Origin of the sequence: Pseudarthrobacter sp. P1 (assembly GCF_050156935.1) — a bacterium.
Lineage (GTDB): Bacteria > Actinomycetota > Actinomycetes > Actinomycetales > Micrococcaceae > Specibacter.
Window position 1 is genome coordinate 2,675,018 of record NZ_CP189584.1, and the last position, 25,051, is coordinate 2,700,068.

At 68.2% G+C, this 25,051-nt stretch carries 26 protein-coding genes, 1 tRNA gene and 1 riboswitch; of the genes, 9 read left to right on the forward strand and 18 right to left on the reverse strand.

What is annotated here, in order from left to right; all coding sequences use genetic code 11:
- Positions 1 to 36 precede the first annotated feature (36 nt).
- The 7 genes from ACQCSX_RS12600 to ACQCSX_RS12630 all read right to left on the reverse strand — a co-directional run bounded on the left by ACQCSX_RS12600 (position 37) and on the right by ACQCSX_RS12630 (position 7,854).
- Positions 37 to 1,305: a glycoside hydrolase family 32 protein gene (locus ACQCSX_RS12600; protein WP_427015659.1), complete on the reverse strand. Its 1,269-nt coding sequence runs from the start codon at positions 1,303 to 1,305 to the stop codon at positions 37 to 39.
- A gap of 35 nt (positions 1,306 to 1,340) precedes the next feature.
- Positions 1,341 to 2,228: a carbohydrate ABC transporter permease gene (locus ACQCSX_RS12605; RefSeq protein ID WP_427015660.1), complete on the reverse strand. Its 888-nt coding sequence runs from the start codon at positions 2,226 to 2,228 to the stop codon at positions 1,341 to 1,343.
- A 10-nt stretch (positions 2,229 to 2,238) separates the two neighbouring features.
- The gene (locus ACQCSX_RS12610) at positions 2,239 to 3,207 is read right to left on the reverse strand and encodes a carbohydrate ABC transporter permease (RefSeq protein ID WP_427015661.1); all 969 of its coding nucleotides are present in this window, start codon (positions 3,205 to 3,207) and stop codon (positions 2,239 to 2,241) included.
- Positions 3,207 to 4,601, reverse strand: coding sequence for an extracellular solute-binding protein (locus tag ACQCSX_RS12615; RefSeq protein WP_427015662.1), 1,395 nt, complete (start codon positions 4,599 to 4,601; stop codon positions 3,207 to 3,209). The genes ACQCSX_RS12610 and ACQCSX_RS12615 overlap by 1 nt, the downstream gene beginning before the upstream one ends.
- 201 nt (positions 4,602 to 4,802) lie before the next feature.
- On the reverse strand, positions 4,803 to 5,597 hold the full coding sequence (locus ACQCSX_RS12620; RefSeq protein ID WP_427015663.1) for an energy-coupling factor transporter transmembrane component T family protein: 795 nt from the start codon (positions 5,595 to 5,597) through the stop codon (positions 4,803 to 4,805).
- Entirely contained in the window at positions 5,594 to 7,237 is a 1,644-nt protein-coding gene (locus ACQCSX_RS12625) for an ABC transporter ATP-binding protein (RefSeq protein WP_427015664.1), read from the reverse strand. Before ACQCSX_RS12625 ends, ACQCSX_RS12620 begins: the two co-directional genes overlap by 4 nt.
- Positions 7,238 to 7,239: 2 nt before the next feature.
- Positions 7,240 to 7,854 carry an ECF transporter S component gene (locus ACQCSX_RS12630; RefSeq protein WP_427015665.1) on the reverse strand — a complete coding sequence of 205 codons (615 nt, stop codon included), beginning with the start codon at positions 7,852 to 7,854 and terminating at the stop codon, positions 7,240 to 7,242.
- Positions 7,855 to 7,903: 49 nt separating this feature from the next.
- Positions 7,904 to 8,022, reverse strand: a riboswitch (TPP riboswitch).
- A gap of 164 nt (positions 8,023 to 8,186) precedes the next feature.
- On the opposite strand from ACQCSX_RS12630, the gene ACQCSX_RS12635 reads away from it, so the two are divergent.
- Positions 8,187 to 8,447 (forward strand): DUF4235 domain-containing protein, encoded by a 261-nt coding sequence (locus tag ACQCSX_RS12635; RefSeq protein WP_427015666.1) that lies wholly within the window; start codon positions 8,187 to 8,189, stop codon positions 8,445 to 8,447.
- 23 nt (positions 8,448 to 8,470) lie between these two features.
- Positions 8,471 to 8,938 carry a DUF1003 domain-containing protein gene (locus tag ACQCSX_RS12640; RefSeq protein WP_427015667.1) on the forward strand — a complete coding sequence of 156 codons (468 nt, stop codon included), beginning with the start codon at positions 8,471 to 8,473 and terminating at the stop codon, positions 8,936 to 8,938.
- Here the strand turns inward: ACQCSX_RS12640 and mnhG are convergent.
- From mnhG to ACQCSX_RS12670, 6 genes are read right to left on the reverse strand one after another with little or no spacing between them, the layout of a single operon-like run.
- On the reverse strand, positions 8,935 to 9,354 hold the full coding sequence (gene mnhG / locus ACQCSX_RS12645; protein WP_427015668.1) for a monovalent cation/H(+) antiporter subunit G: 420 nt from the start codon (positions 9,352 to 9,354) through the stop codon (positions 8,935 to 8,937). The two genes, ACQCSX_RS12640 and mnhG, sit on opposite strands and share 4 nt — an antisense overlap.
- A complete protein-coding gene (locus ACQCSX_RS12650) occupies positions 9,351 to 9,617 on the reverse strand; it encodes a monovalent cation/H+ antiporter complex subunit F (RefSeq protein WP_427019041.1) in 267 nt (88 codons plus the stop codon). The genes mnhG and ACQCSX_RS12650 overlap by 4 nt, the downstream gene beginning before the upstream one ends.
- A 5-nt stretch (positions 9,618 to 9,622) precedes the next feature.
- Positions 9,623 to 10,183, reverse strand: coding sequence for a Na+/H+ antiporter subunit E (locus ACQCSX_RS12655; RefSeq protein WP_427015669.1), 561 nt, complete (start codon positions 10,181 to 10,183; stop codon positions 9,623 to 9,625).
- Positions 10,180 to 11,814: a Na+/H+ antiporter subunit D gene (locus ACQCSX_RS12660; protein WP_427015670.1), complete on the reverse strand. Its 1,635-nt coding sequence runs from the start codon at positions 11,812 to 11,814 to the stop codon at positions 10,180 to 10,182. The genes ACQCSX_RS12655 and ACQCSX_RS12660 overlap by 4 nt, the downstream gene beginning before the upstream one ends.
- Positions 11,811 to 12,260 carry a Na(+)/H(+) antiporter subunit C gene (locus ACQCSX_RS12665; protein WP_427015671.1) on the reverse strand — a complete coding sequence of 150 codons (450 nt, stop codon included), beginning with the start codon at positions 12,258 to 12,260 and terminating at the stop codon, positions 11,811 to 11,813. Before ACQCSX_RS12665 ends, ACQCSX_RS12660 begins: the two co-directional genes overlap by 4 nt.
- Positions 12,257 to 15,265, reverse strand: coding sequence for a Na+/H+ antiporter subunit A (locus tag ACQCSX_RS12670; protein WP_427015672.1), 3,009 nt, complete (start codon positions 15,263 to 15,265; stop codon positions 12,257 to 12,259). The genes ACQCSX_RS12665 and ACQCSX_RS12670 overlap by 4 nt, the downstream gene beginning before the upstream one ends.
- 156 nt (positions 15,266 to 15,421) lie before the next feature.
- Between ACQCSX_RS12670 and ACQCSX_RS12675 the strand changes: the two genes are divergently transcribed.
- Positions 15,422 to 16,741, forward strand: coding sequence for an MFS transporter (locus tag ACQCSX_RS12675; protein WP_427015673.1), 1,320 nt, complete (start codon positions 15,422 to 15,424; stop codon positions 16,739 to 16,741).
- A 195-nt stretch (positions 16,742 to 16,936) separates the two neighbouring features.
- Positions 16,937 to 17,794, forward strand: coding sequence for a hypothetical protein (locus ACQCSX_RS12680; protein ID WP_427015674.1), 858 nt, complete (start codon positions 16,937 to 16,939; stop codon positions 17,792 to 17,794).
- 64 nt (positions 17,795 to 17,858) lie between these two features.
- On the opposite strand, the gene dcd is transcribed toward ACQCSX_RS12680, so the two are convergent.
- Positions 17,859 to 18,434 (reverse strand): dCTP deaminase, encoded by a 576-nt coding sequence (gene dcd, locus ACQCSX_RS12685; protein WP_427019042.1) that lies wholly within the window; start codon positions 18,432 to 18,434, stop codon positions 17,859 to 17,861.
- Between the two features lie 84 nt (positions 18,435 to 18,518).
- The gene (gene kynA / locus ACQCSX_RS12690; RefSeq protein ID WP_427019043.1) at positions 18,519 to 19,373 is read right to left on the reverse strand and encodes a tryptophan 2,3-dioxygenase; all 855 of its coding nucleotides are present in this window, start codon (positions 19,371 to 19,373) and stop codon (positions 18,519 to 18,521) included.
- A 161-nt stretch (positions 19,374 to 19,534) separates the two neighbouring features.
- On the opposite strand from kynA, the gene ACQCSX_RS12695 reads away from it, so the two are divergent.
- Both ACQCSX_RS12695 and ACQCSX_RS12700 read left to right on the forward strand, forming a co-directional pair.
- Positions 19,535 to 20,020, forward strand: coding sequence for a cation:proton antiporter regulatory subunit (locus ACQCSX_RS12695; RefSeq protein WP_427015675.1), 486 nt, complete (start codon positions 19,535 to 19,537; stop codon positions 20,018 to 20,020).
- A gap of 15 nt (positions 20,021 to 20,035) precedes the next feature.
- Positions 20,036 to 21,214 (forward strand): cation:proton antiporter, encoded by a 1,179-nt coding sequence (locus tag ACQCSX_RS12700; protein WP_427015676.1) that lies wholly within the window; start codon positions 20,036 to 20,038, stop codon positions 21,212 to 21,214.
- On the opposite strand, the gene ACQCSX_RS12705 is transcribed toward ACQCSX_RS12700, so the two are convergent.
- Positions 21,211 to 21,753, reverse strand: a complete 543-nt coding sequence (locus ACQCSX_RS12705) for a hypothetical protein (protein ID WP_427015677.1) — start codon at positions 21,751 to 21,753, stop codon at positions 21,211 to 21,213. The two genes, ACQCSX_RS12700 and ACQCSX_RS12705, sit on opposite strands and share 4 nt — an antisense overlap.
- A gap of 104 nt (positions 21,754 to 21,857) precedes the next feature.
- Here ACQCSX_RS12705 and ACQCSX_RS12710 point away from each other — a divergent pair.
- The 3 genes from ACQCSX_RS12710 (at position 21,858) to ACQCSX_RS12720 (ending at position 23,363) form a co-directional block, all read left to right on the forward strand.
- A tRNA-Gly gene (locus tag ACQCSX_RS12710) sits at positions 21,858 to 21,928 on the forward strand.
- 152 nt (positions 21,929 to 22,080) lie between these two features.
- Entirely contained in the window at positions 22,081 to 22,212 is a 132-nt protein-coding gene (locus tag ACQCSX_RS12715) for a hypothetical protein (RefSeq protein ID WP_427015678.1), read from the forward strand.
- Positions 22,213 to 22,244: 32 nt separating this feature from the next.
- Positions 22,245 to 23,363, forward strand: coding sequence for a N(5)-(carboxyethyl)ornithine synthase (locus ACQCSX_RS12720; protein ID WP_427015679.1), 1,119 nt, complete (start codon positions 22,245 to 22,247; stop codon positions 23,361 to 23,363).
- Positions 23,364 to 23,383: 20 nt separating this feature from the next.
- On the opposite strand, the gene ACQCSX_RS12725 is transcribed toward ACQCSX_RS12720, so the two are convergent.
- Positions 23,384 to 23,821: a VOC family protein gene (locus ACQCSX_RS12725; protein WP_427015680.1), complete on the reverse strand. Its 438-nt coding sequence runs from the start codon at positions 23,819 to 23,821 to the stop codon at positions 23,384 to 23,386.
- Positions 23,822 to 23,854: 33 nt separating this feature from the next.
- Positions 23,855 to 24,937, reverse strand: coding sequence for a fatty acid desaturase family protein (locus tag ACQCSX_RS12730; protein WP_427015681.1), 1,083 nt, complete (start codon positions 24,935 to 24,937; stop codon positions 23,855 to 23,857).
- Between the last annotated feature and the right edge of the window lie 114 nt (positions 24,938 to 25,051).

Below are 25,051 nucleotides of genomic sequence, written 5' to 3' on the forward strand. Positions count from 1 at the left end.
GCCGCCGGCGGCCCGCACCCGTGGCAGCGCCTCCCCTTAGAGGGCCAGCCGGTGCACCACCACCGGGGCGCCGAGCGGGCGCACCAGCCACGACGACGACGCCCCCGGGTAGGCGCGGCGGGTCACGGCCGCGCCGTCGGACGTGAACGTCTCCAGCAGCGAGCCGTCCACCAGGATCCGTCCGCCCCGGGCCAGCTCGGCCACGACCTCTTCACCGGCACCGGTGGCGAACACCAGCTGCACCGCACCGTCGGACACCACCTCAAAGGCGCGCTCGGCGGACGGCACGGCGAAGTCCTGCCCGCCGGCGAAAAGTTTCCCGGCCCGCAGGGTGGCCACCTCGGCCACCGGCTGCGAGCGCAGCACCCCGTCGCCGAAGGAGAGCTCGCGGGCATAGGTCAGCGCTCCGGCCCAGCCGGCCGTGGCCACCTCGGCCGCCGGCCGGGATTCATCCCAGCTCCAGCCCCACAGCAGGGTGCGCGGTTCCTCCGCCGAGGCCGCGAGCACCTGTGGAGCGTAGAAATCGGCACCCGTGTCCACGCGGCCGCCGCCCTGGGGCAGGAACTTCAGGCCCGCACCGCCTTCGCTGAGGTCCCCATACAGGTAGGCCACGCCGTCCAGCCGGTGGGTGCCGCCGTCGTTGTGCCACAGCGCCACGGAGAGGACCCACTGGCCGTCCACGTCGAACAGTTGCGGGCATTCCCAGATGTTGGCGGCCGCGTGCGCCCCGGCGACACCGCTGCCGCCGGCCAGCAGCGGGCCCAGGTACTCCCAGTCGGTCATGGTGGTGCAGCGGTAGAGCAGGATCGCCGGGGTCCCATCCTGGTACCCGGAACCTTGGATGGCATACTGCGTGCCCTCGAAGGTGAACAGGAACGGGTCGCGGACCTGGCCGATGCCGGGCTCGGCGGGCATGCCCGCAATGCCCTGCTGCGCCTGCTGCCAGGCAAGCATCCGCCGGTCCGAGGTGGCGGTCATGACCACCGATTTATCCGCGGTCTCGGCGATTCCGGTGTAGTAGGCGGTGGGAACATCCCCGTCCAGGGCCACGACGCCGGACCAGCAGCCGGCGTCGTCGTCGGCGCCCTCGCGCGGGAAGAGCGCAATGGGCTGCTCGGTCCAGCGGACCAGGTCCGTCGACGTGGCGTGGCCCCAGTGGATCCGGGAGTGCACCGGTGCTTCGGGGTTGTACTGGAAGAACACGTGGTAGACGCCGTCCACATAGGCGCAGCCATTGGGGTCGTTGAGCCAGCCGGCATCCGGGCGGCCGTGGAGGGCGGGAAAGGAGGGATCTGCGTGGGGCATGGGAGAAGCGTTCCTTTGGATGTGGTTCGGAGGGGTTACTTGTTGGCGCCGGCGGTCAGGCCCTCGCGCAGGTAGCGCTGGCCGAACAGGAAGACCAGCAGAGCAGGGATCATGGAGATCACCACGCCGGCCAGGACCGTGGCCACCGAGCCGGTGCCCATATTGCCCTGCAGCGACACCAGGCCCAGCGGCAGCGTGAAGTTCTGTTCGCTGATGGTCATGATCAGCGGCCGGAAGAACTCGTTCCAGTGGTAATTGAAGGCCAGGATGCCCACAATGGCCAGGCCCGGCCAGGCCAGCGGGACATAGACGGAGCGGAAGGTGCGGAAGGGCGAGGCGCCGTCGATCGCAGCCGCCTCGGCCAGCTCGCCGGGCAGGCCCAGAAAGTACTGCCGCATCAGGAACGTGCCAAAGGCGGTGGGGATGGCCGGGAGGATCAGGGCCAACAGGGTGTCCGAGAGGCCCATGCCGCGGATGAGCATGAACACCGGCACGATGGTGACCTGCAGCGGCACCATCATGGTGGCCAGCAGGATGGTGAACAGGATTCCGCGGCCCTTGAAATCGATCCGGGCGAAGACATAGCCGGCCAGGGCGGCGCTGGCCATCTGGCCGATCGCCACCAGGCCCGTGACCAGCGCCGAGTTCCAGATCAGCAGCCACATGTTGACCTGCCGGAACACTTCGCCGTAGGAGCTGAAGTCCAGTCCGCCGGAGAGGACGGATCCGCCCGAGCCGAGGGATTCCGACGGCGGCCGCATGGAGGTCAGCACGGTCCAGACCACCGGCCCGAGGGTGAGGAAGGTGGCGGCAATCAGTGCTGCGGCGCGGCCGGCGGTCCGGCCCGAGATGGGGCGCCGGCGCCGGGGTGCGCTGGCGGGCTGCGTGGCGGTGCCCTTGCCCGCGAAGGTTGAAGTCGTCATGGCAGGGCTCCTAGTTGTAGTGCACGAAGCGGCGGGAAAGCCGGAACTGGAGGGCGGTGATGGCCATGATCAGCAGGGTCAGGACAATGCCGATGGCGGAGGCACGGCCAAAGTCCAGTTGCTTGAAGGCCGATTCGAAGATCACCATCACGGCCGTCCGGGTGGAGTCCCCGGGGCCGCCGCGGGTGATGACGTAGGGCTGGTCGAATATCTGTAGCGCCGAGATGATGGCCATGACGCTGGCCACCAGCATGGTGGGGCTCAGCAGCGGCAGCGTGATGTTGCGGAACTGCTTGAATCCCGTGGCCCCGTCAATGGAGGAAGCCTCGTACATGTCGGTGGGGATGGAGCTCAGGCCGCCGATCAGGATCAGGAAGGTGAATCCGAAGTTCTGCCAGACGTACACCAGGATAATCACCGTCATGGCTCCCGCCGGGGAGGTCAGCCACGGCACCGCCGGAATGCCCACCCAGCCCAGGACCTGGTTGACCAGGCCGAAGTTCTGGTTGAACAGGTACGACATGATGATCGACACCGAGGAGGCCGAGAGGATCACCGGAAAGAAGAACGCCGAACGGAAGAATCCGCGCAGCCAGGCCGGCATCTTGGACTGCACCAGCACGGCCAGGGCCAGGGCCAGGCCCAGCTGGAGTGCCACCGCGATGATGACAAAGCCGATGGTGTTCAGGAAGGCGATCCGCACCGTGGGGTCCGAGCCGATGGAGACAAAGTTGTCCACGCCCACAACCTGCGGGGCGGAGATGATGTCCCAACGGAAGAAGGCCAGCAGCAGCGAGGCCACGATGGGGACGAGGGTGAAGAGAAAGACGCCCGCCATGGTGGGGGCCAGGAACAGGGTGGCCAAGAGGCGCCTGGACCGGTCCGTTGCGGTGGCGCCCCGGCCGGCGCCGCTGCGGCCGGCCGTCCCGGATGCCGGCGCCTTGTCCGCCCGCCGGGTGCGAAGTGCTGTGCTGCTCATCAGTTCCTCCTGAGGGCAAGTTCGAGGTCACGCTGCAAGGTGGACAGGGCGGGCTTCACATTGCCCGCCGAGCCCGTGACGGCACCCAGGACGTTCTTGATCAGGGCGCTTTCCACTGCCGCCTGCTGCGGCGGTGCCGGGATGGGGCCGGACGTGGGGAATTTGTCGAGGGTGTCGTAGAAGACCTGCCAATGCTGGGGCCCCTTGCCCGAGTACAGGGACTCGTTGACCATCGACCGGCGCGTTGGCGTCGTCGTCGGATTCGGCATCGCAATCTCCATCGCCTCCTTGGAGGCGCAGAACTTGATCCATTCCCAGGCCTCGTCCTTGCGCTGGGAGGACTTCATGATGGCGTAGCCCGCCGCACCAAACTGGTGCCGCTGGGTCCGCCACTTCGGGAAGAACTGCACGTCGAAACCGTCCTCGGCCATGCCGGCCTCGTGCAGGCCTTCAACCCAGTAGCCGCCCGCCGGGGTGGTGCCGATGAGTCCGGAGGCGAACTGCGCCACCAGTTCGGTGCCACCGCCCTGGGCCGGGCTGGTGCCCAGGCCTTCGGAGACCAGGGAGCGCAGGAACTCAAAGCTCTCGGCCACCTTGGCATCCTCGGCATTGGGTTCAAGCCACTGGTACCCGCCGGAACGGGCGGCGCTGGCGGGATCGTTGGCGTAGAACTTGTTCCAGAACCACGAGCCACCGGTGCTCTTGGTCTCCTTCAGGAAGCTGGTGTCGTTGACGTAGAGCCACGGCACCACGCCGCCAAAGAGCCGGTTGGTCCAGTAGTACGGCACAAAATTCTTGCCGCCGGTGGATTTCATCGCCGTGAGCGAGTTGTAGAAATCGTCGTGGGTCCAGTTCTCGGACGGGCGGGCCAGGCCGGCCCGCTCAAACGCCGAGGTGTTCAGGTACATGTTGGCGCTGTTGAAATCCATCGGCAGCTGGAACAGGCTGCCCTGGTACATGAACGCCTCCACCAGCGAGGGGTGGACGTCGTCAAAGTAGTCCTGGATGGCGGACTGGTCCCGCTGGACGTACGCATCCAGCGGCTCGGCCAACCGCTCCGCGAAGAGCTGTGCACCCTCCGTGGCCACCAGCACCACATCCGGGGACGTGCCGGCGGCCACCATGGTGAGGATCTTGGCGAAGAAGTCGCCCCAGTCCGCGCCCTGGATGGCTTGGATGCGGACGTTGATGCCGGGGTTCCGTGCCTTGAACGCCGCCACCAGCTTTGACCGGCTGGCGGCATCCTGGGCGGTGCCAAGGATGGCCACGCTCAGGGACGAATCATTGCGGCCGGGGATGTCGGCTCCCGTCAGCCGCGGCCAGCTTGCCCCAACGGCTCCTACGGCCCCCACGCCGAGAAGTCCGAGCATCGCTCGCCTTGTCAGATCACTCATGTTGCCTCCTCGCAACTTCCTAACTCGTGTTAGGAAGTGTGGCAGAATCGCCGAACACGTGTCAAGCATGAGGCACGTCACATTTCCGGCTCGTAGCTGCGGGGAGTGACGCCGTCCCGAAACAAGGACGCCGCTCCCCGCCCGGGACGCGGAAGTTCCGGTGTCCTGGACGGGAAACGGCGTCGCCGGTGCGGAGGTCGGCTAGAAGACCGGGTTCCAGGTCCCGAGGACGACGGCGGCACCCACCGCCGCGGCCGAGACCAGAAGGCCGGCACCAAACACCCAGACGTCCACGACTGAATAGGCGGAACGCCGGGCCCAGGTGCGCGGTCCGGCGCCAAAGCCCTTGGCCTCCATGGTCACGGCCAGGCGCGAGGCGCGGCGGATGGCCTGCACCAGCAATGCCATCGCCTGGCCCAGCGAGGCGACGAACCGGCCCAACACACCGGTGTTGGACCCCACGCCGCGGGCGCGGCGGGCCATGCCGAGGGTCTGCCATTCGGCCACCAGCAGCCCCACCAGCCGCATCGCGGCCAGGGCGCCGAGCACAAAGCGGTGCGGCAGGAGCAGCTTTTGCGCCAGGGCATCGGCCAGATCGGTGGGGTCGGTGCTGGCGAGGACAATGATGCCCGGCAGTCCGATGGCCAGTCCGCGCAGGGCGATGGCCACACCGGACTCCACCGAACCCTCCGTGAACAGGAACGGCCCCCAGGCCAGCAGCACGGCACCCGTCTTGGGTGCCAGCAGGGCCGATCCGTAGGCCCCCACGAGGGCGGCGGCCAGAATGGGCCAGCTGCGCACCAGCAGCATGCGCAGGCTCAGTCCGGCCAGTGGCAGCACCGCCAGCTCGCAGGCCAGCGCCACCACCGCCGACACCCAGTCCACCGTCAGCAGCAGCGCCACGGTCAACACCATGGCGGCGCCCAGCTTGGCAAGCGGGTTGGCCCGGGATAGGAAGGCCGTGGAGCGCGGCTGCGCCAGGATGTCCACGCTCATGCCGCACCTCCCGGAGCCCGGCCGAAGGGCTGAACACCTGCATGAAGACTTGCCTGGACATTTGCCCGGACCGCGGTCCGGACCGGTGGCGCGGCGTGGGCCGGTGGCGCGGCGTGGGCCGGAGCCGCGGACGGTGCCGGAGCACCGGATGCGACACCCCCATGCGCGCCCAGCTCCAGCCTGTTTCCGCCCAGAACCTCGGTGAACTCGGCGTCGTGGGTGACGGAGACGACGGCGGTGCCGGCGTCCAGCAGCTCGCCCACCAGGGAGGCCAGTTCGGCCCAGGTGTTGGCATCCTGGCCAAAGGTGGGCTCGTCCAGCACCAGCACCTGCGGGCTGGCGGCCAGCACCGTGGCCACGGACAGCCGGCGCTTTTCGCCGCCGGAGAGGGTGAAGGGGTTCGCCTCGGCCAGATGCTCCAGCCGAAGCCGCGCCATCAATTCCTCCACCTTGTCCCCGCCATGGCCCAGCAGCTTCGGTGCGAACTGCAGTTCCTCCAGCACGGATCCGGTGACGAATTGGTGCTCCGGCTCCTGGAACACCGTGCCGATCCGCTCGATCAGCGCCGATCCCTTCCAGCGGAAGGGGTCGGGCCCGGCGCCGCGGGCCAGCGGCGCTGCGGCAACCACCGCTCCGGAGGAAGCCGGCATCAGCCCGCCCAGGGTCAGTGCCAGTGTGGATTTGCCGGCCCCATTGGGGCCGGTGATGCTCAGTGCGGTGCCCGCCTCCAGCGCCACAGCGATCCCCGACGCCGCAGGGACGGCCGGGTGCCGGCGTCGTCCGCGCTGCCGGGACACGGCCAGATCCTTGGCGGAGAGCAGCAGCGGCCCGCCGCCGGATCCCGTGCGCCCCCGGGTGGGCGGCACGTAGCCGGGCACCCAGACCCCTGCCGCGGCCAGCATCTCCCGCGCCTGGGCCAGCACGACGGCGGGCGGGCCGTCCAGCAGCACGCCGCCGCCGTGGCCGGAGGAACCGGGCGCCAGCACCACGATCCTGTCAACAAGGTCCGCCCAGACAGCCACCCGGTGTTCCACCACCACCAGGGTTGCCCCCGTTTCGGACACCGTGTTGAGCACGGCGTCCCGGACCTCCAGCACGCCGGCCGGGTCCAGATTGGCCGTGGGCTCGTCCAGCAGCAGCAGCCCCGGGCGCATGGCCAGAATGCCGGCCAGGCCGAGGCGCTGCTTTTGGCCGCCGGAAAGCGCGGAGGAGGAATGGTCCAGCGGCAGGCGGAGTCCGACGGCATCCAGTGCCGTCTGCACCCGCGGCCAGATCTCCGCCGCGGGAACGGCCAGGTTTTCCGCGCCGAAGGCCACGTCGTCGCCAATGCGCGAGAGCACCACCTGGGCGTCGGGGTCCTGCTGCATCAGTCCGGCGCGGCCGCGTGCGGCAGCGGCCGGCACGCCGTCGATGGTCAGGGAGCCAAACTCGCTGGCCTCCTCGTCGGCACCCAGCACCCCGGCCAGGGCATGGAGCAGCGTGGACTTGCCTGCACCGGAGGGGCCGAGCAGGAGCACGCGCTCCCCGGGGGCAATCTCCAAGTCAAGGTCGTGCACGGCCTTGTGCGGCCGGCCAGAATGCTGCCAGCCCCAGCCCCGGGCCGAAACGGCGGCCGGGGCCACCTGTTGGAAAGAAGCCATGGCTAGAGGACGCGCTCCGCGGCCGCATGGCGGGAGGGCAGGTTGGACAGCGCACCGGTGCGTGCCAGTCCGCGGACGGCCAGCCAGGACAGCAGCCCGGCGATCACTGCACCGGAGACAACGGCGAAACCGGCGTAGATGAACTTCCAGGCCGGCTCCCATTCGGCGTTGTAGCCGATGTTGTCGTTGATGCCCATGGCCAGACCGGCAAGCGCACCGGCCAGCAGCGCCACCGGGAGGTTGAACTTCTTGTAGCGGAAGGTGGCAAAGGCCAGCTCCGCGCCAACGCCCTGGACCAGGCCGGAGATCAGCACGGTGAAGCCGAAGTGGGTGCCCAGCAGCGCCTCTACCACTGCCGCGACCAGTTCGCAGTAGAGTGCGGCACCGGGTTTGCGGATGACCAGGCCGCCGATGACGCCGGCAATGAGCCAGCCACCGCCATAGAGTCCACCCAGCGGCGGGAAGGCGACGGTGATGGCGGCGATGATGCCGTAGCCCTGGCTCCACAGCCAGAAGATGACACCGACGGCCACGGCCAGCACGGATGCCACCACAATGTCCACCACGCGCCAGTACGACGCAGTGGTTTTACGGACGGGCGCATTTGAATTGCTCATGAGGATCCTCCTTTACAGGAGGGGCGGCCACACGCATTGATGGCGCGCGGCCGAAGAGAACTCGACTCCCTTCGCCGGTACTAACCGGATCAGGTTCGAGGGTCTGCGGTTTCCCGCACTCTCAGCGCCGCGTCCCTCTCAAGGACCGGTGCTCCCCTGTCGTGTTGATTTGCGGATTCAGTTTACCCCCCGGCACCCGCCAGTGGAACTTCCATGACGCCCGACGGCGCAAGCACACCCGGGTGGGCTCCGCGGCACAGCGCCGCGGAGGCGCTAGGCTGGCACTGACTGCACCACAGCGCCGGACACCGGCCCGCCACCCAGGAGGCCCCATGAATGTTGTATTCAAACTGCTCGGCATTGCGGTGAGCCTTGGCGCCGGGTTTGCGGCCAACAAGCTGGTGGACGCCGTCTGGGAGAAGAGCACCGGCAACAAGCCACCCAAGGACGGCAGCGACCTGGAGAACAGCCTGCGTTCGGCGCTGGTGTTCGCCCTGGTCTCCTCCGCGGTGGCAGCCGTCATCCAGGTGCTGGCCGGGCGCGGCACGCAGCGCGCCATTGCCCGCTTCAACAAGACGCCGGACGAGGTCTAGCACCCGTCCCAGGAAGGGTGCCCATGACCATCAAGAATTGGCACACCGAGCACAAGGCCTCGCTGACCCCGGGCCAGAAGGCTGCCGATGTCCTGCGCAACGGGATGGGCAGCTGGCCCTTCATCGGCACCTTCATCCTCAGCATGGTGCTCTGGGCCGTGGCCAACAGCATCGTCTTGAAGAACGGCTCCTGGGACCCGTACCCGTACATCCTGCTGAACCTGTTCCTGTCGATGCTGGCCGGGCTGCAGGGCGCCATCCTGCTCATCTCGGCAAAACGGCAGGATGCCATCAGTTCGGCGATGGCCAAACACGACTACGACACCAACGTCGCCGCCAAGCTTGAAATCGACCGGCTCATCGACCTGGGCGAACAGCACAAGCAGATGATCGAACAGCTGCGGGCGCTGGTTGCGGAGACGTCCAGGGCCGCACTGGTTTCCGAACCGGGCGCGGGATCCGGCCCGCGGTTGGACGGCCCCGGTGCCTAGACTCCCGGGTCGGCACCCCGGGAGGCGGCGCCGTCGTCGTCCGGATCCCCGGCCAGGTCCTGGGCCGCGGCGGCCACCACGGCGTTGAGCTCGTCCGCGCTGAGCAGGTCCGGGCGGCGGTGCTTGGTCCGGTAGCCGGCCCGCCCCACCATGTGGGCGGAGACCGGCACGGTGAGCAGCTGGAAGATCCAGGCCACCAACAGCACCGGCAGCACCGCCCAGCTGCGCAGCTGCAGCCCGATGGCCGCCAGCAGCATGGCCAGGCCCAGCACCTGCGGCTTGGTGGCCGCGTGCATCCGGCTCATCAGGTCCGGAAAGCGCAGCAGGCCGATGGCCGCCGCCAGGGACATCAACGCCCCCACCAGCAGGCACACCCCCGTCAGCACATCGACCAGATTGTCCACAGTCGTGCTCATGGCTCCTCCCGCCGGTCCGAGACGAACCGGGCCACTGTGACCGAGCCGATGAACCCGATGACGCTCACGGCCACCAGCAGGGGCAAGTTGTTCAGGTGGTGGTTGACCGCCATGTCGGTGGCCAGGGCGGCCCCCACAATGGCCAGCAGCACGTCCGCCGCCAGCACGCGGTCCAGCAGCGATGGCCCGGCGGCGATGCGGTAGATGGCGCCGGCCGCGGCCAGCGAGAGGATGGCCGCCACGGCCACCACGACGATGTCCATGCCGCTCATGGCGCCCCCTCCGTTCCGTCCGTTTCGGCGGCCAGCGCCGCCACTTCTTCCCGGGTCCCCATGATCCTGATCAGCCAGGCCTCCGTGGCCCGCACCCCGGCCCGCACCTTTTCCAGCTGCTCCTCGTTGGAGACGTTCAGGGCGTGGATGTAGAGCGTGGGCGTGGCCCGGTCCACCTCCACCACCAGCGAGCCGGGCACCAGCGAGAGCACATGCCCGGTGGCGGTGATCAGCAGGTCCGAGTGGCTGCGCAGCGGCACGGCGACGACGGCGTTGCGCACTGCGGGCCCGCGGGCCACCGCCAGGTAGAACACCCCGAAGCTGCCGGCCACCACGTCCTTGAGGAAGATGGCGGCATAGACGGCGGCCAGGAAGACGTTGAAGCGCCCGCTCAATTCCACCGGCGGGAGGTAGAAGATGCGCGCCACCACCAGCGCGATCAGCGCGCCGAAGACCAGGTTGCCCACGCTGAAGTCCTGCCAGAGCGAACCCCAGACCAGGACCAGCCAGATGAGCAGCGGCAGTTCCTTCCACAGGGAAATCCTCTGCCGGCTCACCGCCGGGCCTCCGGCGCGCCCATAACGGCGGTGATGTACGCCTGCCGGTCCAGCATCTGGCCCGCACCCTGGTTGGCCAGCGAAAACAGCGGCCCGGCAAACACCGTCAGGGCCACGCCGAAGGCCACCAGCCCGAGGGTGGAGCCCACCATCATGGGCGGCATCAGCGCGGCAGCGGGCACCGTCTTGCCTGGTGCCCCGCTGCCTTTGGCCCGCGGTGCGGCCTTGCGGGGGTCCCCGCTGCGGGCCCCGGCGCGGGATCCGCGGGAGAGCGCGGCGAGCAGCACGGGCTCGGGGGCCAGCGCGTCCGCCGGACTGCGCCAGAAGGCCTTGTTCCACACGCGCGCCACGGCCAGCAGGGTCAGCAGGCTGGCCACCACGGCGCCGGCCACCAGCAGATAGGCCAGCGGGGTGCCCAGCGTGACGCCCGCCTGCAGCAGGCCCATTTTGCCCAGGAAGCCGGAGAACGGCGGGATGCCCGCCAGGTTCATCGCCGGAATAAAGAAGAGCACGCCCAGCAGCGGGGACAGCTTGGCCAGCCCGCCGAGCCTATCGATGGAGGAGGTTCCGCCGCGGCGCTCCACCAGCCCGGTGACCATGAACAGCGAGGTCTGGACGGTGATGTGGTGGATGACGTAGAACACCGCCGCGCCCAGCCCCAGCACGGAGGACATCGCCACGCCAAAGACCATGTAGCCGATGTGGCTGACCAGCGTGAAGGAGAGCATGCGCTTGATGTCGGTCTGCGCCACGGCACCCATGATGCCCACCAGCATGGTCAGCAGCGCCACCACCATCAGCACATCGTCCAGCGCCCCGCCCGGGAACAGCAGCGTTTCGGTGCGGATGATGGCGTACACGCCCACCTTGGTCAGCAGGCCGGCGAACACGGCCGTCACCGGGGCGGGCGCCGTCGGATAGGAGTCCGGCAGCCAGAAGGAGAGCGGGAAAACGGCCGCCTTGATGCCGAACGCCACCAGCAGCAGGATGTGCAGCAGCGTCTGCGTGCCGGGATCCAGCTGGCCCAGCTTGCCGTCCAGGTCCGCCAGCGTGACGGTTCCCGTAGCCGCATAGACCATCGCGATGGCAATCAGGAAGAGCATGGAGGAAACCACGCTGACCACCACATAGGTGACGCCGGCGCGGATCCGGTCCCCCGTCCCGCCGAGGGTCATGAGCACGTAGGAGGCAGTCAGCAGGATCTCGAAGCCCACGTACAGGTTGAACAGGTCCCCGGCCAGGAAGGCGTTGGACACCCCCGCCACCAGGATCAGGTAGGTGGGGTGGAAGACGGATACGGGGCCCTTGTCGTCGCCGTCGGCGGCGCCCTGGCCGGTGGCGTAGACCAGCACCGCCAGGCTCACCGCGGAGGAGACCACCAGCAGCAGCGAGGACAGCTGGTCCACCACCATCACGATGCCGAAGGGCGGCAGCCAGCCGCCCAGGTGGACGGCGCTGGTGCCGGAGGTCCAGACGGAGGCCAGCAGGACCGCCTCCAGCACCAGGGTCAGGGCGACAGCGGAAATGCTGACCCGCTGCTGCGCTCGCGGATGGCGGATCAGCAGGAAGGCCACGGCGGCGCCCAGGAACGGAACGGCGACGGCGAGCGGTGCAAGGTCTGCGAGGTTCATCGCGGGTTCCGCCCCTTTGAGCGTTTGGCCGGGAAGTTGAATTCGGTGGTGTCTGCGGCGATGTCCGCGTCCTCTTCGGCGTCGAAGGAGTCCTTTTTGGCCACCTTGCGGTCCTCGGCGTCGTCCTGGATCTCGTCGCGGCGGGCCAGCAGCCAGCTGCGGTAGATCAGCCCCAGCATGAACGATGTCACGGCGAAGGAGATCACGATGGAGGTTAGGATGAAGGCCTGCGGGAGCGGATCGTTATATTCACCGGGAGGAATGTCTTTGCCGAAGATGGGTGCCAGGCCGGCGTAGCCGCCGGTGGCCAGCAGCAGGATGTTGGTGGCGTTGGCCAGCAGCATCAGGCCCAGCAGCACGCGGGTCAGGCTCCGCTCGAGCATCAGGTAGATGCCCACCGCATACAGCACGCCCATCACCAGCAGCAGGGTCAGGTTGGCGCTCACCGGCCCACCCCCTGTTGCAGCTCGTCCACGGTGGCCTCCAACCCGTTGGCGCTGTCCTCTTCGTGCTGGTCGATCTCGGCGCCCAGGCTGCGCAGCACGTCGATCACCAGCCCCACCACCACCATGTAGACGCCGACGTCGAAGATGGCGGAGGTGACAAACTTGACGTCCCCGAACACCGGCAGGTCCAGGTGGATGATGCCGCTCTGGAACACCTGCCCGCCCAGCAGCAGCGGGAACATGCCCGTCAGTGCGGCCAGGCCCAGGCCCAGGCCCAGCATGGCGCCGGCGCTCACCCGGGTGGCCTCGGCCAGCTCAAAGCGGCCGCCGGCCAGATACCGGATGGTCAGGGCCAGCCCGGCCACCAGGCCGCCGGCAAAGCCGCCGCCGGGGCCGTTGTGGCCGGCCAGCAGCAGGTAGATCGAGAGGATGATCATGGAGTGGAACAGCAGGCGCGTGACCACCTCGAAGATGATCGAGCGCCGTTCCGGGGCCAGCGTCCGCCCGGCCACCAGCCAGGCATCGCGGGTCACATCGGTGAAGCGGCGGGCAAGTTCCGCCGTCGCCTCTTTCCTGCCAACAGCACCGGCCGGCGCACCGTTGCCCCCGGCCACACGGCCCACGCTGCCCGTTGCCACGGTGGCGGCCCGGGGCAGGCGGTCGCCGCGGCCGCGGACAAAGATCAGGCTGGCCACGCCGGTGGCGGCAATGGCCAGCACGGAGATTTCACCAAAGGTGTCCCAGGCCCGGATGTCCACCAGCGTGACGTTGACGATGTTCAGCCCGCCGCCGCCCTCGTACGCCAGCTTGGGGAATTGCAGCGACACCGGCTCGGCCACGCGCGCCCCCATGGCGGCCAGCGCCACGAAGACCATTGTCACGCCGAAGGCAACGCCGATGAGCAGGCGGACGGCCCGGTGGCTGCCGGCCGTGCGCTCGCGCAGCTGGGCCGGCAGGCTGCGCAGGCCCAGCACGAAGGCCACCAGGATGATGGTCTCCACCAGCATCTGGGTCAGGGCCAGGTCCGGCGCACCCTGCAGGGCGAAGATCAGCGCAATGCCGTAGCCGGTGACGCTGACCATCAGCACGGCCAGGAAGCGCTTGTTGGCCCGGGCCGCGGCCAGCGCGCCCAGCACGATGGCGACGGCGGCGATGGGCTGCACCGGGGCACCCGGATCGACGAGGTAGACGGTCTCCGGCCAGTGCTGGCCGCCAAAGACCAGTGCCAGGCCGGCGGCCACGATGGCAGTGGACAGGATGACCGACAGGTAGAAGAAGAGCGAGCCGCGCTGGGTGCGGCCAGTGATCCAGATGGCGGCGGCGTCCAGGCCGTTGACCGCCTGCCGGTACCACTTTTCCGCATCAACCACGGCGGGCAGGCGGTCCTGCACCCCCGCCACGGTGCCGCGGCCGGCGAAGAGCAGCACACCGACGGCGATCGCCAGCGCGCTCAGCCCCAGGGCGGGCGTGAAACCGTGCCACAGCGCGAGATGTGAATCCTTGGCAGCACCGGCGGGGAACAGCTGGGCGTAGGGGGCGATCCAGCCATCAACCGGCCCCGGGACCAGCCCGTACAGCACCGTCAGGACCGTCAGGATGGCCGGGGCGGCCAGGAACGCGGCGGGGATGGGCTTGAACACCGTGGGGGCAACTTTGGGCTTCACCGCGAATCCACCCCAGACGAACCGGGCGCTATAGCCAAAAGTCAGCATGGATCCAAGCACCATCAGTCCGAGCACCAGGTACCCGGTGCCGTTGCCTGTGCCGGCGGCGCCGCCGTGGACGGCGTTGTCCACGAAGGTCTCCAGCACGGATTCCTTGGCCACGAAGCCGGCCAGTGGCGGCACGCCCGCCATGGACGCGGCCCCGATGATGGCCACCACTCCCAGCGCCGGGGCGGAGGAAAAGACTCCGGAGAGCTCGCGGATATCGCGGGTTCCGGTCTGGTGGTCGATGATGCCCACCACCAGGAACAGGGCCGCCTTGAACAGGCCGTGGGCCAGCAGCAGGGCCAGCCCCGCCAGCGCCGCGTCCCGGTTGCCGAGCCCGACGACGACGGTCAGGAACCCGAGCTGGCTCACCGTGCCGTAGGCCAGGATCAGCTTGAGGTCGTGCTGGCGCAACGCCCGCCAGCCGCCCACCAGCATGGTGCCCAGCCCCAGCACGGTGATCATCGGCGCCCAGGACGGCGTCTCGGCAAAGCCGGGGGCCAGCCGGGCCACCAGGTAGATGCCGGCCTTGACCATGGCCGCGGCGTGCAGATAGGCGCTCACCGGGGTGGGCGCGGCCATGGCGCCGGGGAGCCAGAAGTGGAACGGGATGAGTGCCGACTTGGTCACGGCGCCCACCAGGACCAGGGCGATGGCCACATTGACCAGAGCCACCGCCGGGCCCGGGGCCAGCAGCTCGGGGGCCTTGGCCAGCAGGGCCGAGATGCTGTAGGTGCCCGCGGTCTGGCCCAGTATGATCAGGCCCACCAGCATGGCCAGCCCGCCCAGGGTGGTCACCATGAGCGCCTGCAGGGCCGAGCGGCGGGCGGAAATCCTGGTCCGGGCGTAGCCGATCAGCAGGTAGGACAGGATGGTGGTCAGTTCCCAGAAGATGAACATCAGGACCAGGTTGTCGGCGGTGACCAAGCCGAACATGACGCCCGCGAAGGCCAGCAGCTGGGCGCCAAAGCCGCCCAGTCCGCCGTCGCCCTTCTTGAAATAGCGCGCGCAGTAGGCCAGCACCAGCGCCCCGACGCCCAGCACCAGCAGCGACATCAGCCAGGACAGCGCGTCCATCCTGAAGGCCAATTCCAGCTGCAGTTCCGGCACCCAGGGCAGCACCTCGGACGGGTTCGGCGCGGTGGGCGAGTAGACGGCGTCGTGCTGGGCCAGCAGCCACAAGAAGCTTCCGGCCGGCACCGCTGCCAGCAGATAGAAGGCGGACCGGCCCAGCCTGGTGAACAACGCCGGCGCTATCAATGCCACCACAGCATGGATGGCAAGGATCATCAGCACAGTCGGTTCCGCGTTTCTTGGTCGTCGTGGGCGGCGGTCAAAGGCGATTCGGAATCACTTCAGCCTACCAACCCTGCGGCTCCACAATGGCCCAGTTAACCCCGGGTTAACCGCGCCGCGGGGGTGCACTTCCCGGTGCCGGATAGCATGTGCGCTATGACTGAGTACCCGCCCGCCGCCACCTACTCCCCCGCGGTCAACGGCAAGACCCCGGCCACCAAGACGCAGATTGCGGCCTGGGCGGCCTGGGATTGGGGCGGTGCGGCCTTCAACGCGGTCATGACCACCTTCATCTTCACCGCCCTGTACCTGACCGGTGATGCCTTCGGCGGGGCGGACCATGCCTCGGGCGTGCTGGCCATGGCGCTGTCCGTCTCGGGCCTCGCGATCGCCCTGCTGGCCCCGGTGGCGGGCCAGCGCACGGACCACAGCGGCCGGCGCAAGCTCTGGCTGGGCATCAACACCGCGTTTGTGGCGGCATTGACCGCCAGCTGCTTCTTCGTCCAGCCGCACGAGTCCTACCTGCTCTTCGGCTGCTTCGCCATCGCCGCCGGGCACGTGTTCTTTGAACTGGCCAGCGTCAACTACAACGCCATGCTGCTGCAGATCTCCACCAAATCCTCCATCGGGCGGATCAGCGGGATCGGCTGGGCGGCCGGGTATGTGGGCGGCATCGTGGCCCTGCTGATCGTCTTCTATGCGCTGATCAAGCCGGAGGTGGGCATCTTCGGCGTCACCAGCGCCGACGGCATGACCTACCGGGTGGTGGCACTGTTCTCCGCGGCCTGGATCATCCTCTTCTCCATCCCCGTGATGCTGGCCATCCCGGAATCCGTGCCGGACCCGTCCATGCCGAAGGTGGGATTCTTCCAGGCCTACGTGGAGCTGTGGCACACCGTCAAACGGCTGGCCAAGACCTCCCCGCACACCCTGTTCTTCCTGGTGTCCAGCGCCGTGTTCCGCGACGGACTGGCCGCCATCTTCACCTTTGGCGCCGTGATCGCGGTGGGGACCTTCGGCTTCAAGACCGGGGATGTGCTCATCTTCGCCATCGCCGGCAACGTGGTGGCCGCCGTCGGCGCACTCTCGGCGGGCTTCTTCGACGACAGGTTTGGTCCCAAGCCGGTGATAGTCGTGTCCCTGCTGGGGCTGCTGGGCTCGGGCACGGTGCTGCTGTTCATGGAGGGCAAGACGGTCTTCTGGATCTTCGGCCTGCTGCTGTGCCTGTTCGTCGGCCCGGCCCAATCCTCCGCACGCACATTCATCGGCCGGCTGGCCCCGGAGGGCAGGGAGGGCGAGCTCTACGGCCTCTACGCCACCACCGGCCGCGCCGCCTCCTTCCTGGCACCGTCGCTCTTTGCCCTGTGCATCGCACTGTTCGGCGCCCAGCGCTGGGGCATCATCGGCATCCTCGTGGTGCTCCTGGCCGGCCTGCTCCTGCTCATCCCCGTCAAGCCCCCGGCGCACGTCCGCTGAGGCCCCTGCGTTGAGATGGACGTTCTTTTCACTTTGCCGCGTCCATAACTGAAAGAACGTCCATCTCAACCTGTGGATAACCTGAGGTGCCCCGTGCCGGCATGGCCACAATGGGGAATGCGCTGCTCCGAGCCCCTTCCGGAACCCGTGCGGGGGCAGTCCTTTTCGCTCGCCGACGCCGACGATCTGGGAATAGTGCGACGGCGGACCCGCCGCGGCGACCTCGCCATCCCCAGCCGGGGGTTGCGGGTGCCCTGGAATGACGACCAGGACGACGTGGAACGGATCCGTCCGATCGTGCGGATCACTCCGGGTGGTGTGGCCAGCCATACGACCGCGGCCACCGTCTGGGGCATGCCGCTGCCGGGGCGGATCCAGCAGGACCTTTCCGTCCACATCACCCGGCCCACGCATGCGGATCCGCCCAAACGGACGGGCGTCGCGGGGCACCATTGCAGACTGGAACCCGGCGAAGTCCGAACCGTCCGGGGCTTGGACGTCACCTCGCCGGTGCGGACCTGGCTGGATCTGGCTCCGATGCTCACACTCGATGAACTGGTTGCCGTCGGGGATTTCATCGTCTGTGAGCACCACCGAAGCTTTGGACCAGGGCGCGAACCGCTGGCAACGCTTGAGGAGCTGAAGGCTGCGGTTTCCCGGGAACATCGCCGGCGAGGACTGGTCAGGGCGCGGGAGGCCGTGGAACTGGTCCGGGTAGGGGTTGACTCGCCGCCCGAAACCCAGGTCAGGCTGATCATGCTACGTGCAGCTTTTCCCGAACCGGTGCTTAACTACGTTGTCGTGGACGGGGCCTTCAACGAAATGTCGTGGCCTGATTTGGCCGTGCCGGAGTGGAAGGTGGCGATCGAGTACGACGGTGGCCACCACCTGACGGCCCGGCAAAAGGAGATCGATGACGACCGGGATCACCGGATGGCGCAGTTGGGCTGGCGCCAGGTGCGCATCTCCAAAGGCTTGCTGCGGGACTATGGCGAGCGCGCCGTGGTCCGCCGGATCAGCGAAGCCCTCCGCGCCCAAGGCTGGCGCCGTTGAGATGGACGTTCTTTTCGTTTCGAAGCGTTCTAAACGAAAAGAACGTCCATCTCAACGAAGGGGGCTAGATGCTGGTGCGGTGGAAGTTCTGGAAGGACCGCGACGCCGTGGGGCCACGCTGGCCCTGGTAGCGGTTGCCGTATTCGCCGGAGCCATAGGGGTGCTCGGCCGGGGAAGAGAGGCGGAAGAAGCAGAGCTGGCCGATCTTCATCCCGGGCCAGAGCTTGATGGGCAGCGTGGCCACGTTGGAGAGTTCCAGCGTGACGTGGCCGGAGAAGCCGGGGTCGATGAAGCCTGCCGTGGAGTGGGTCAGCAGGCCCAGCCGGCCCAGCGAGGACTTGCCTTCCAGGCGCGCGGCGATGTCGTCCGGCAGCGTGACGGCCTCATAGGTGGAACCGAGGACAAACTCGCCCGGGTGCAGGATGAAGGGCTCGTCCGGGGCAACCTCCACCAGGCGGGTCAGATCCGGCTGGTCCTCGGAGGGGTCGATGTGCGCGTATTTGTGGTTGTCGAACAGGCGGAAGAACCTGTCGATGCGCACGTCAATGCTGGACGGCTGCACCATCGCGGGGTCGTAGGGATCCAAGACAATGCGCTTGGCGTCAATTTCGGCACGTATATCGCGGTCTGAGATCAGCACCATCTAAAAATAGCGCATGGGCGCGCCCGGACTGGACCCGAAGGGCTGCTGGCACCCCGGCCGGCACCCCCTCCGGCGGCCGGCTCAGCGGCCGATTTCCGTGCGGACGGCAAACAACTCGGGGAAGAAGGTCAGTTCCAGGGCCCGCTGCAGGAAGCCGACGCCGGAGGACCCCCCGGTGCCCGTCTTCATGCCGATGGTCCGGGCCACCGTCTTCATGTGCCGGAAGCGCCAGAGCTGGAAGTTGTCCTCCAGGTCCACCAGTTCCTCGCAGGCCTCGTACAGGTCCCAGTACTGCTCGGTGTCCTCGTAGATGGCCTTGTACAGCTGCACCAGGGGCTCGTTGAACACGTGGGCGGTGGAGACGTCGCGCTCCAGCAGCTCCGCCGGCACGTCGAAGCCGCGCCGGGCCAGCAGGCGCAGGAACTCGTCGTAGATGCTGGTCTGCTCCAGCGCCTCGGTCAGCAGGGCCTGGGCCGCGGGATCCGATTCAAAGACCTTCAGCATGCCGCGGTTCTTGTTCCCCAGCAGGAACTCCACCGCGCGGTACTGGTAGGACTGGAAGCCCGACGACGCCCCCAGGTCCCCGCGGAACTGGGCGTATTCCGACGGCGTCAGGGTGGCCAGCACCGACCACTGCTCGGTCAGCGAGCGCTGGATGTGCTTGATCCGGGCCACGCCCTTCATGGCCACGCGCAGGTTGTCGGCAGCCAGCGCGGCGCGCACCGCACGAAGCTCGTGCAAGACCAGCTTCAGCCACAGCTCGGAGGTCTGGTGCTGGATGATGAACAGCATTTCGTCGTGGTGTTCGGGGACGCTGACCGGGTTCTGGGCGGACAGCAGCGTGTCCAGCGACAGGTAGGAGCCGTAGCTCATCTTGTCGCGGAAGTCGGTTTCAATTCCGGCCTCGATCTTGCGCGTATTCTTTTCCAGCGTCACTGCCCGTTCCCGTCTGTCCATGGCATCTTTGCCTACGGATCAGGGTACGCCCGCCGGGGCACGGCGTCCCGGACAGGGCCGCCCCGCCGCCGGACTATTCGTGCCGCAAAAGTTGTTATATCTTCGCCCGGGCCATGCCCGGGCCGAACTAAGGTAGGGACATGAACATTGAAGAGACGCCGCTTCCAGGCATTGGCGTCCGCAGGGAGCTGATGCTCGGTTCGGGCCGGCGCGTGGGGGTTGTCACCCATCGGGACGGGGCAACGGAACTGATCATCTCCCGGATCGAAGACCCGGATGCCTGTGCGGCATCCATCCCGCTGAGCGCCGAGGAAGCCGCCGCGCTCGGCGGGTTGCTGGGCGGCACCCAGCTGATCGCCCAGCTGACGGCGGAGCAGAAGAACGTTCCGGGCGTCACCACCCACCAGATCATGATCCGCCCCGGTTCGGCCTACGCGGGCCGGACCCTGGGCGACACCCAGATGCGCACCGTGACGGGCACCTCCGTGGTGGCCCTGCTGCGCGGCGAGGAAGTCATCGGCTCCCCGCGTCCGGACCAGATCCTCGAGGCCGGGGATCTCGCCGTCATCGTTGGCACCGACGCCGGGCTCGAAGCCGCCGCCAAGATCCTGCAGTCCCGGCCCTGATGGCGGCGGCCTAGCGTGGATCCGACAACCCTCTCCCTCATCCAGCTCGGCGTCGTCTTCTTTGCGCTGGGGATCCTGGGCCGGCTCGCCGGCCTCATTGGCATGTCCCCCGTGCCGCTGTACCTGCTCGGCGGGCTGGCGTTTGGCCACGGCGGGCTGGTGGACCTGGGCGGGATTGAGGACTTTGGCCACATCGCCAGCGAGATCGGCGTGATCTTGCTGCTGTTGATGCTCGGATTGGAATACACCGCCAAGGAGCTGGTCACCGGCCTGAAACAGTCCTGGATGCCCGGGGTGCTGGATCTGGTGCTGAACATGCTGCCGGGCGCGGCCGTGGCGCTCATGCTCGGCTGGGGCCCGGTGGGCGCGCTGGTCATGGCCGGCGTGACCTATTCCTCCTCCTCGGGCATCGTGGCCAAGGTGCTCAGTGACCTGGGCCGGCTGGGCAACCGCGAGACCCCCGTGGTGCTGTCCATTCTGGTCATCGAGGACCTGGCGATGGCCGGCTACCTGCCCATCCTGACGGCCGTCCTGGCCGGCGTCTCGCTGGCCGGCGGGCTCACCGCCGTCGCCATTTCCCTGGCCGTGATCACCATTGTGCTGGTGGCCGCACTGCGGTTCGGGCATCTGGTCTCGGCCCTCATCGACAGCCCGGACCGCGAGACGTTCCTGCTCAAGCTGCTCGGCGCCGCCCTGCTGGTGGCAGGCCTGGCCTCCGCGCTGCAGGTCTCGGCCGCCGTCGGCGCCTTCCTGCTGGGCATCGCCATTTCGGGGGCGACGGCGCAAAACGCGGCCCGGGTGCTGGAGCCCCTCCGCGACCTCTTCGCTGCCATGTTCTTTGTGGTCTTCGGCCTGAACACCGATCCCCGCACCATTCCCCCGGTGCTCGGCGTCGCCGCCCTGCTGGCCGTGGTGGGCGCCACAACCAAGATCGCCACCGGGTGGTGGGCGGCCAGCCGGCAAGGCATCGGCACCATGGGCCGGGCCCGTGCCGGCGCGGCGCTGATTGCCCGCGGCGAATTCTCCATCGTCATCGCCGGCCTGGCCGTGGCCTCCGGCGCCGTGCCGGCCGAGCTCGCCGCCCTGGCCACCACCTACGTGCTGATCATGGCGGTGTTCGGCCCGGTGGCCGCCCGCATGGTGGAGCCGGCCATGGGCGCGCTGCTGCGCAAGAAGCCCGAGCCCGCCATCTAGCCCCGGCCGCCGCCGTCGGCCCCGGCCGCGCGCCGGGCCGCCAGCTCGTCCCGGCGTTTCGGGCTCGGGAAGGCGTCGCGCATGTGGTCGCTGGTGAGGAAGTCGGCGATGCCGATCATCAGCACGGCGAACACGATCTGCTCGATGACCATCCAGTACGGGTACAGCCCGGGGATGGTGGCCACGATCAGCGTGATGACCGGGAAGATCTGGCTGAACAGCCGCAGCCGCTGGTAGCCCCAGTAGAATCCCAGCTGCGCGCGCCAGGCGAAGAAGAACAGGGTCAGCGTCATCAACAGCACGACGGCGCCGCGGAACCAGACAGGGAACGCCACGGCGGTGCCGGTGGACTGCAGCACGGCGGCGATGGCGATGGCCGCCAGGCCGACCACAACCTCCGCGGCCAGGATCCACTGCACGGCCCGGAAGGCCCGCCTGGTGCGGGGGTGCTCGCGCATCGGATTTTCGATCACGTAGTGGCCGTGCCGTCCGCCGGCCAGCCTGTCGATGTCCATGCCGAGAATGACCAGGGGTTTCATGGCACCAGCCTAGCGGCGGACATTCCCGCCACGCCGCAGCGGTGGACCGGGCACCAACTCCGATGCGCTAAGCTGATTATCGCTGCGGTCCAGACCGTGGCAGTGCGGGCGTAGCTCAATGGTAGAGCGCTAGCTTCCCAAGCTCGATACGCGGGTTCGATTCCCGTCGCCCGCTCCGCTGGAAAGGAGGGCCTCCCATCAGGGAGGCCCTCCTTTTGCGTCAGGCCCGCTGCTCCGGACAAGGTGCCCGGCCGGCCAAGCCCTATGGCGGCAGGTGTAATGTCAGCACTATGGGGCCAATTGCGGCCCCACCTTTAGGGAGCTGACATGGCCGATAAATCCCCGCGACAATCTGCGTCAAAAAAATCAGGCAAGTCAATCAAAGAAAAGCGGGCCGACAAGCGCTCCTCCGGGGCCACCGAGCCCTCGATGGACAAACTCGTCGCGAAGAAGAAGTGACGACGGCGGCGAACGGTCTCAGCCTGGGGGTGATGGCGTCCTCGAGCAAACCCGAAGAACGCCGCGTCCCCATCCACCCTGCCCATCTGGAACGCATCGACCCCGCGCTGCGTTCCAGCATTCTGCTCGAACGCGGCTACGGTGAAAAGTTTGGCCTCTCCGACGCCCAGCTGGCGCCCCTGGTGGGTTCCATTGCGCCGCGGGAGCAGCTCATGGACACCGCCGATGTGGTGCTCCTGCCCAAGCCGCAGGCCGCCGATCTGGAACAGATGCGCGACGGACAGGTCCTCTGGGGCTGGCCGCACTGTGTCCAGGACCGCGGCATCACCCAGCTGGCCATCGACAAGAAGCTCACGCTGATCGCCTTCGAGGCCATGAACCACTGGGCCGGCGACGGCGGTTTCGGCCTGCACGTCTTCCACAAGAACAACGAGCTGGCCGGCTACTGCTCGGTGCTGCACGCGCTGGCGCTCACCGGTTCCACCGGCGACTACGGCCGGCGGCTGCGCGCCGTCGTGATCGGTTTTGGCGCCACCGCCCGCGGTGCCGTCACGGCCCTGAACGCGCACGGCGTCCACGAGGTGCAGGTGTTGACCAACCGCGGCGTTGCCGCCGTCGGCTCCCCCATCCACTCGGTGCGCATCGTCCAGTTCGACCATGATCCGGCGGCACCGTACCTGAGCCAGGTCATCACGGACCGCGGCCGGGTGCCGCTGGCGCCGTTCCTGGCCGCGGCGGACATCGTGGTCAACTGCACACTCCAAGACCCCAACTCGCCCCTGATGTATCTGGGCGAGGACGATCTGGACGCCTTCCGCCCCGGCAGCCTGATCGTGGATGTGTCCTGCGACGAGGGCATGGGCTTCAGCTGGGCCCGCCCGACGTCGTTCGCCGAGCCGATGTTCGATGTCGGCGGCCGGATCATCTACTACGCGGTGGACCACAGCCCGTCCTATCTGTGGAATTCGGCCAGCTGGGAAATCAGCGAGGCGCTGCTGCCGTTCATCGGCACGGTGATGGCCGGCCCGCAGGAGTGGGAGGACAGCGAGACCATCAGCCGGGCCATTGAAATACGCGACGGCGTCATCCGGAACCCGGACATCCTGGCCTTCCAGGGGCGGCGCCCGGAGTACCCGCACCTGCCGGTGTAGGCGGATCCGGCAGGACCGTCCTAGCCGGGGACGGTCCGCTGGGCGGCTTCCGGCAGGATCGGTTCGAACAGTTCCACCGGGTTCCCGGACGGGTCCTCGATGAGGACCTGGTTCACCCCGATTCCCGGCATTGAATCGCTGCGGAAAGGCACACCGGCCGCGCGCAGCGCCTCGACGGCCGCGCCCAGGTCATCGACCTGCAGCGAGAACCTGTTCCAGCCGCCCGGGGCGGGAAGCGTGCCGTCGGGCATGGCCTGTCCACCGCCGACGCCCCCAGCGCCCCCACCGGCCGCATCGGGTCCGGCCGGAGCGCTGAGCAGCAGCCCCAGGGCGCCCCGGGTGAGCATGGCGAATGCAGGTGCCGGGTGCATCACTACCGCAAAGCCCAGCTGGCGGACGGAGAACTCCATGGCCGCGTCGACGTCGTCCACGATGTAGCGCACGCTGACCTGTTCCACGGCCCCTCCTTCCAAGCTGCCTGCGGCCGCAGGCTATTTGTACCGGCCGGCCAGCGGGCACTCGAACGGGTCCGCGGCGGACAGGCCCACCCGGTTCAGGTAGGCCACCACGATCTTGTAGGACTGCAACAGGGTGGTCTCGGTGAACGGAATGCCCTCGCTGTCGCAGGCCTGGCGGACCAGGGCAGTGGCCCGGCGCAGCTGCGGGCGGGCCATGTCCGGAAACAGGTGGTGCTCCACCTGGTGGTTCAGCCCGCCCATGAGCGTGTCCATGAAGAATCCGCCGCGGATGTTCCGCGAGGTCACCACCTGCCGGGTCAGGAAGTCCACCCGGCTGCCGGCTTCCAGGATGGGCATGCCCTTGTGGTTCGGGGCGAACGAGGCACCCATGTAGAACCCGAAGACGCCCATCTGCACGCCCACAAAGGCGAACGCCATGCCCAGCGGCAGCATCCAGAAGACCACCGCCAGATAGGCGGAGAACCTGGCCAGCAGCAGCGAGATCTCCACCGTCCGGTACTTCACCGGCCGGCGCCCGCACAGCGTCTTGGCCGAGTCCAGCACCAGGGCGAAGCCGAGGAAGAGGATCAGCGGAAAGAACAGGGTGCCCTGGTGCCGGGTGACCAGCGCCGGAAGCCCGTGCTTGGTGGCCGCCCCCTCCTCGTGGAAGGCCAGCACGCCGATGTGGATGTCCGGATCCTTGCCCTTGACGTTGGGATGCTGGTGGTGGGCGCTGTGTTTGCGGACCCACATCGCGTAGCTGATGCCCACCAGCAGTGGCCCCAGGATCCGGGCCGACCAGTCGTTGGCGCGGCCGGAGGCAAAGATCTGGTGGTGGGCGGCCTCGTGCGCCAGGAAGGCGAACTGGGTGAACAGGATGCCCAGCACCCCGGCAACCAGCAGCTGGAACCAGGTGTCCCCCAGCAGCACAAATGCCGTCCCGGCCGCACCCAGTGCGGCCAGCAGAACGGCAAAAAAGACGATGTAGAACAGCTGCTTCCGGCGCATCAGGCCCGTGGTCCGGGCCTTGCGCAACAGCGCCGCGTAGCTGTTCACCACGGCATTTCCCTTGGGGACGATGGCGCCCGCCGCTGAGTGTTTTCCGATGATGTCCATGCTGCCCACCGACAGATCCGAGTCGACCTGGGGCCGGCAATGAAACCGCAAATGCTGCGTCCATCAATTTTAGTCCCCGAACCCGGAAAAGTCGCGGGGTCCGCCGGGGTCGGG

Excerpts from the sequence above, each read along its gene's own strand:
- ACQCSX_RS12615 (WP_427015662.1), bottom strand. The coding sequence starts at position 4,601 with ATGAGTGATCTGACAAGGCGAGCGATGCTCGGACTTCTCGGCGTGGGG.
- ACQCSX_RS12635 (WP_427015666.1), top strand. The coding sequence starts at position 8,187 with ATGAATGTTGTATTCAAACTGCTCGGCATTGCGGTGAGCCTTGGCGCC.
- ACQCSX_RS12695 (WP_427015675.1), top strand. The coding sequence starts at position 19,535 with ATGAACATTGAAGAGACGCCGCTTCCAGGCATTGGCGTCCGCAGGGAG.
- ACQCSX_RS12610 (WP_427015661.1), bottom strand. The coding sequence starts at position 3,207 with ATGAGCAGCACAGCACTTCGCACCCGGCGGGCGGACAAGGCGCCGGCA.
- ACQCSX_RS12720 (WP_427015679.1), top strand. The coding sequence starts at position 22,245 with ATGGCGTCCTCGAGCAAACCCGAAGAACGCCGCGTCCCCATCCACCCT.
- ACQCSX_RS12730 (WP_427015681.1), bottom strand. The coding sequence starts at position 24,937 with ATGGACATCATCGGAAAACACTCAGCGGCGGGCGCCATCGTCCCCAAG.
- mnhG (WP_427015668.1), bottom strand. The coding sequence starts at position 9,354 with ATGAGCACGACTGTGGACAATCTGGTCGATGTGCTGACGGGGGTGTGC.
- ACQCSX_RS12675 (WP_427015673.1), top strand. The coding sequence starts at position 15,422 with ATGACTGAGTACCCGCCCGCCGCCACCTACTCCCCCGCGGTCAACGGC.
- ACQCSX_RS12660 (WP_427015670.1), bottom strand. The coding sequence starts at position 11,814 with ATGAACCTCGCAGACCTTGCACCGCTCGCCGTCGCCGTTCCGTTCCTG.
- ACQCSX_RS12650 (WP_427019041.1), bottom strand. The coding sequence starts at position 9,617 with ATGGACATCGTCGTGGTGGCCGTGGCGGCCATCCTCTCGCTGGCCGCG.
- ACQCSX_RS12620 (WP_427015663.1), bottom strand. The coding sequence starts at position 5,597 with ATGAGCGTGGACATCCTGGCGCAGCCGCGCTCCACGGCCTTCCTATCC.
- ACQCSX_RS12630 (WP_427015665.1), bottom strand. The coding sequence starts at position 7,854 with ATGAGCAATTCAAATGCGCCCGTCCGTAAAACCACTGCGTCGTACTGG.
- ACQCSX_RS12625 (WP_427015664.1), bottom strand. The coding sequence starts at position 7,237 with ATGGCTTCTTTCCAACAGGTGGCCCCGGCCGCCGTTTCGGCCCGGGGC.
- ACQCSX_RS12605 (WP_427015660.1), bottom strand. The coding sequence starts at position 2,228 with ATGACGACTTCAACCTTCGCGGGCAAGGGCACCGCCACGCAGCCCGCC.
- ACQCSX_RS12715 (WP_427015678.1), top strand. The coding sequence starts at position 22,081 with ATGGCCGATAAATCCCCGCGACAATCTGCGTCAAAAAAATCAGGCAAG.
- ACQCSX_RS12705 (WP_427015677.1), bottom strand. The coding sequence starts at position 21,753 with ATGAAACCCCTGGTCATTCTCGGCATGGACATCGACAGGCTGGCCGGC.
- ACQCSX_RS12640 (WP_427015667.1), top strand. The coding sequence starts at position 8,471 with ATGACCATCAAGAATTGGCACACCGAGCACAAGGCCTCGCTGACCCCG.
- ACQCSX_RS12600 (WP_427015659.1), bottom strand. The coding sequence starts at position 1,305 with ATGCCCCACGCAGATCCCTCCTTTCCCGCCCTCCACGGCCGCCCGGAT.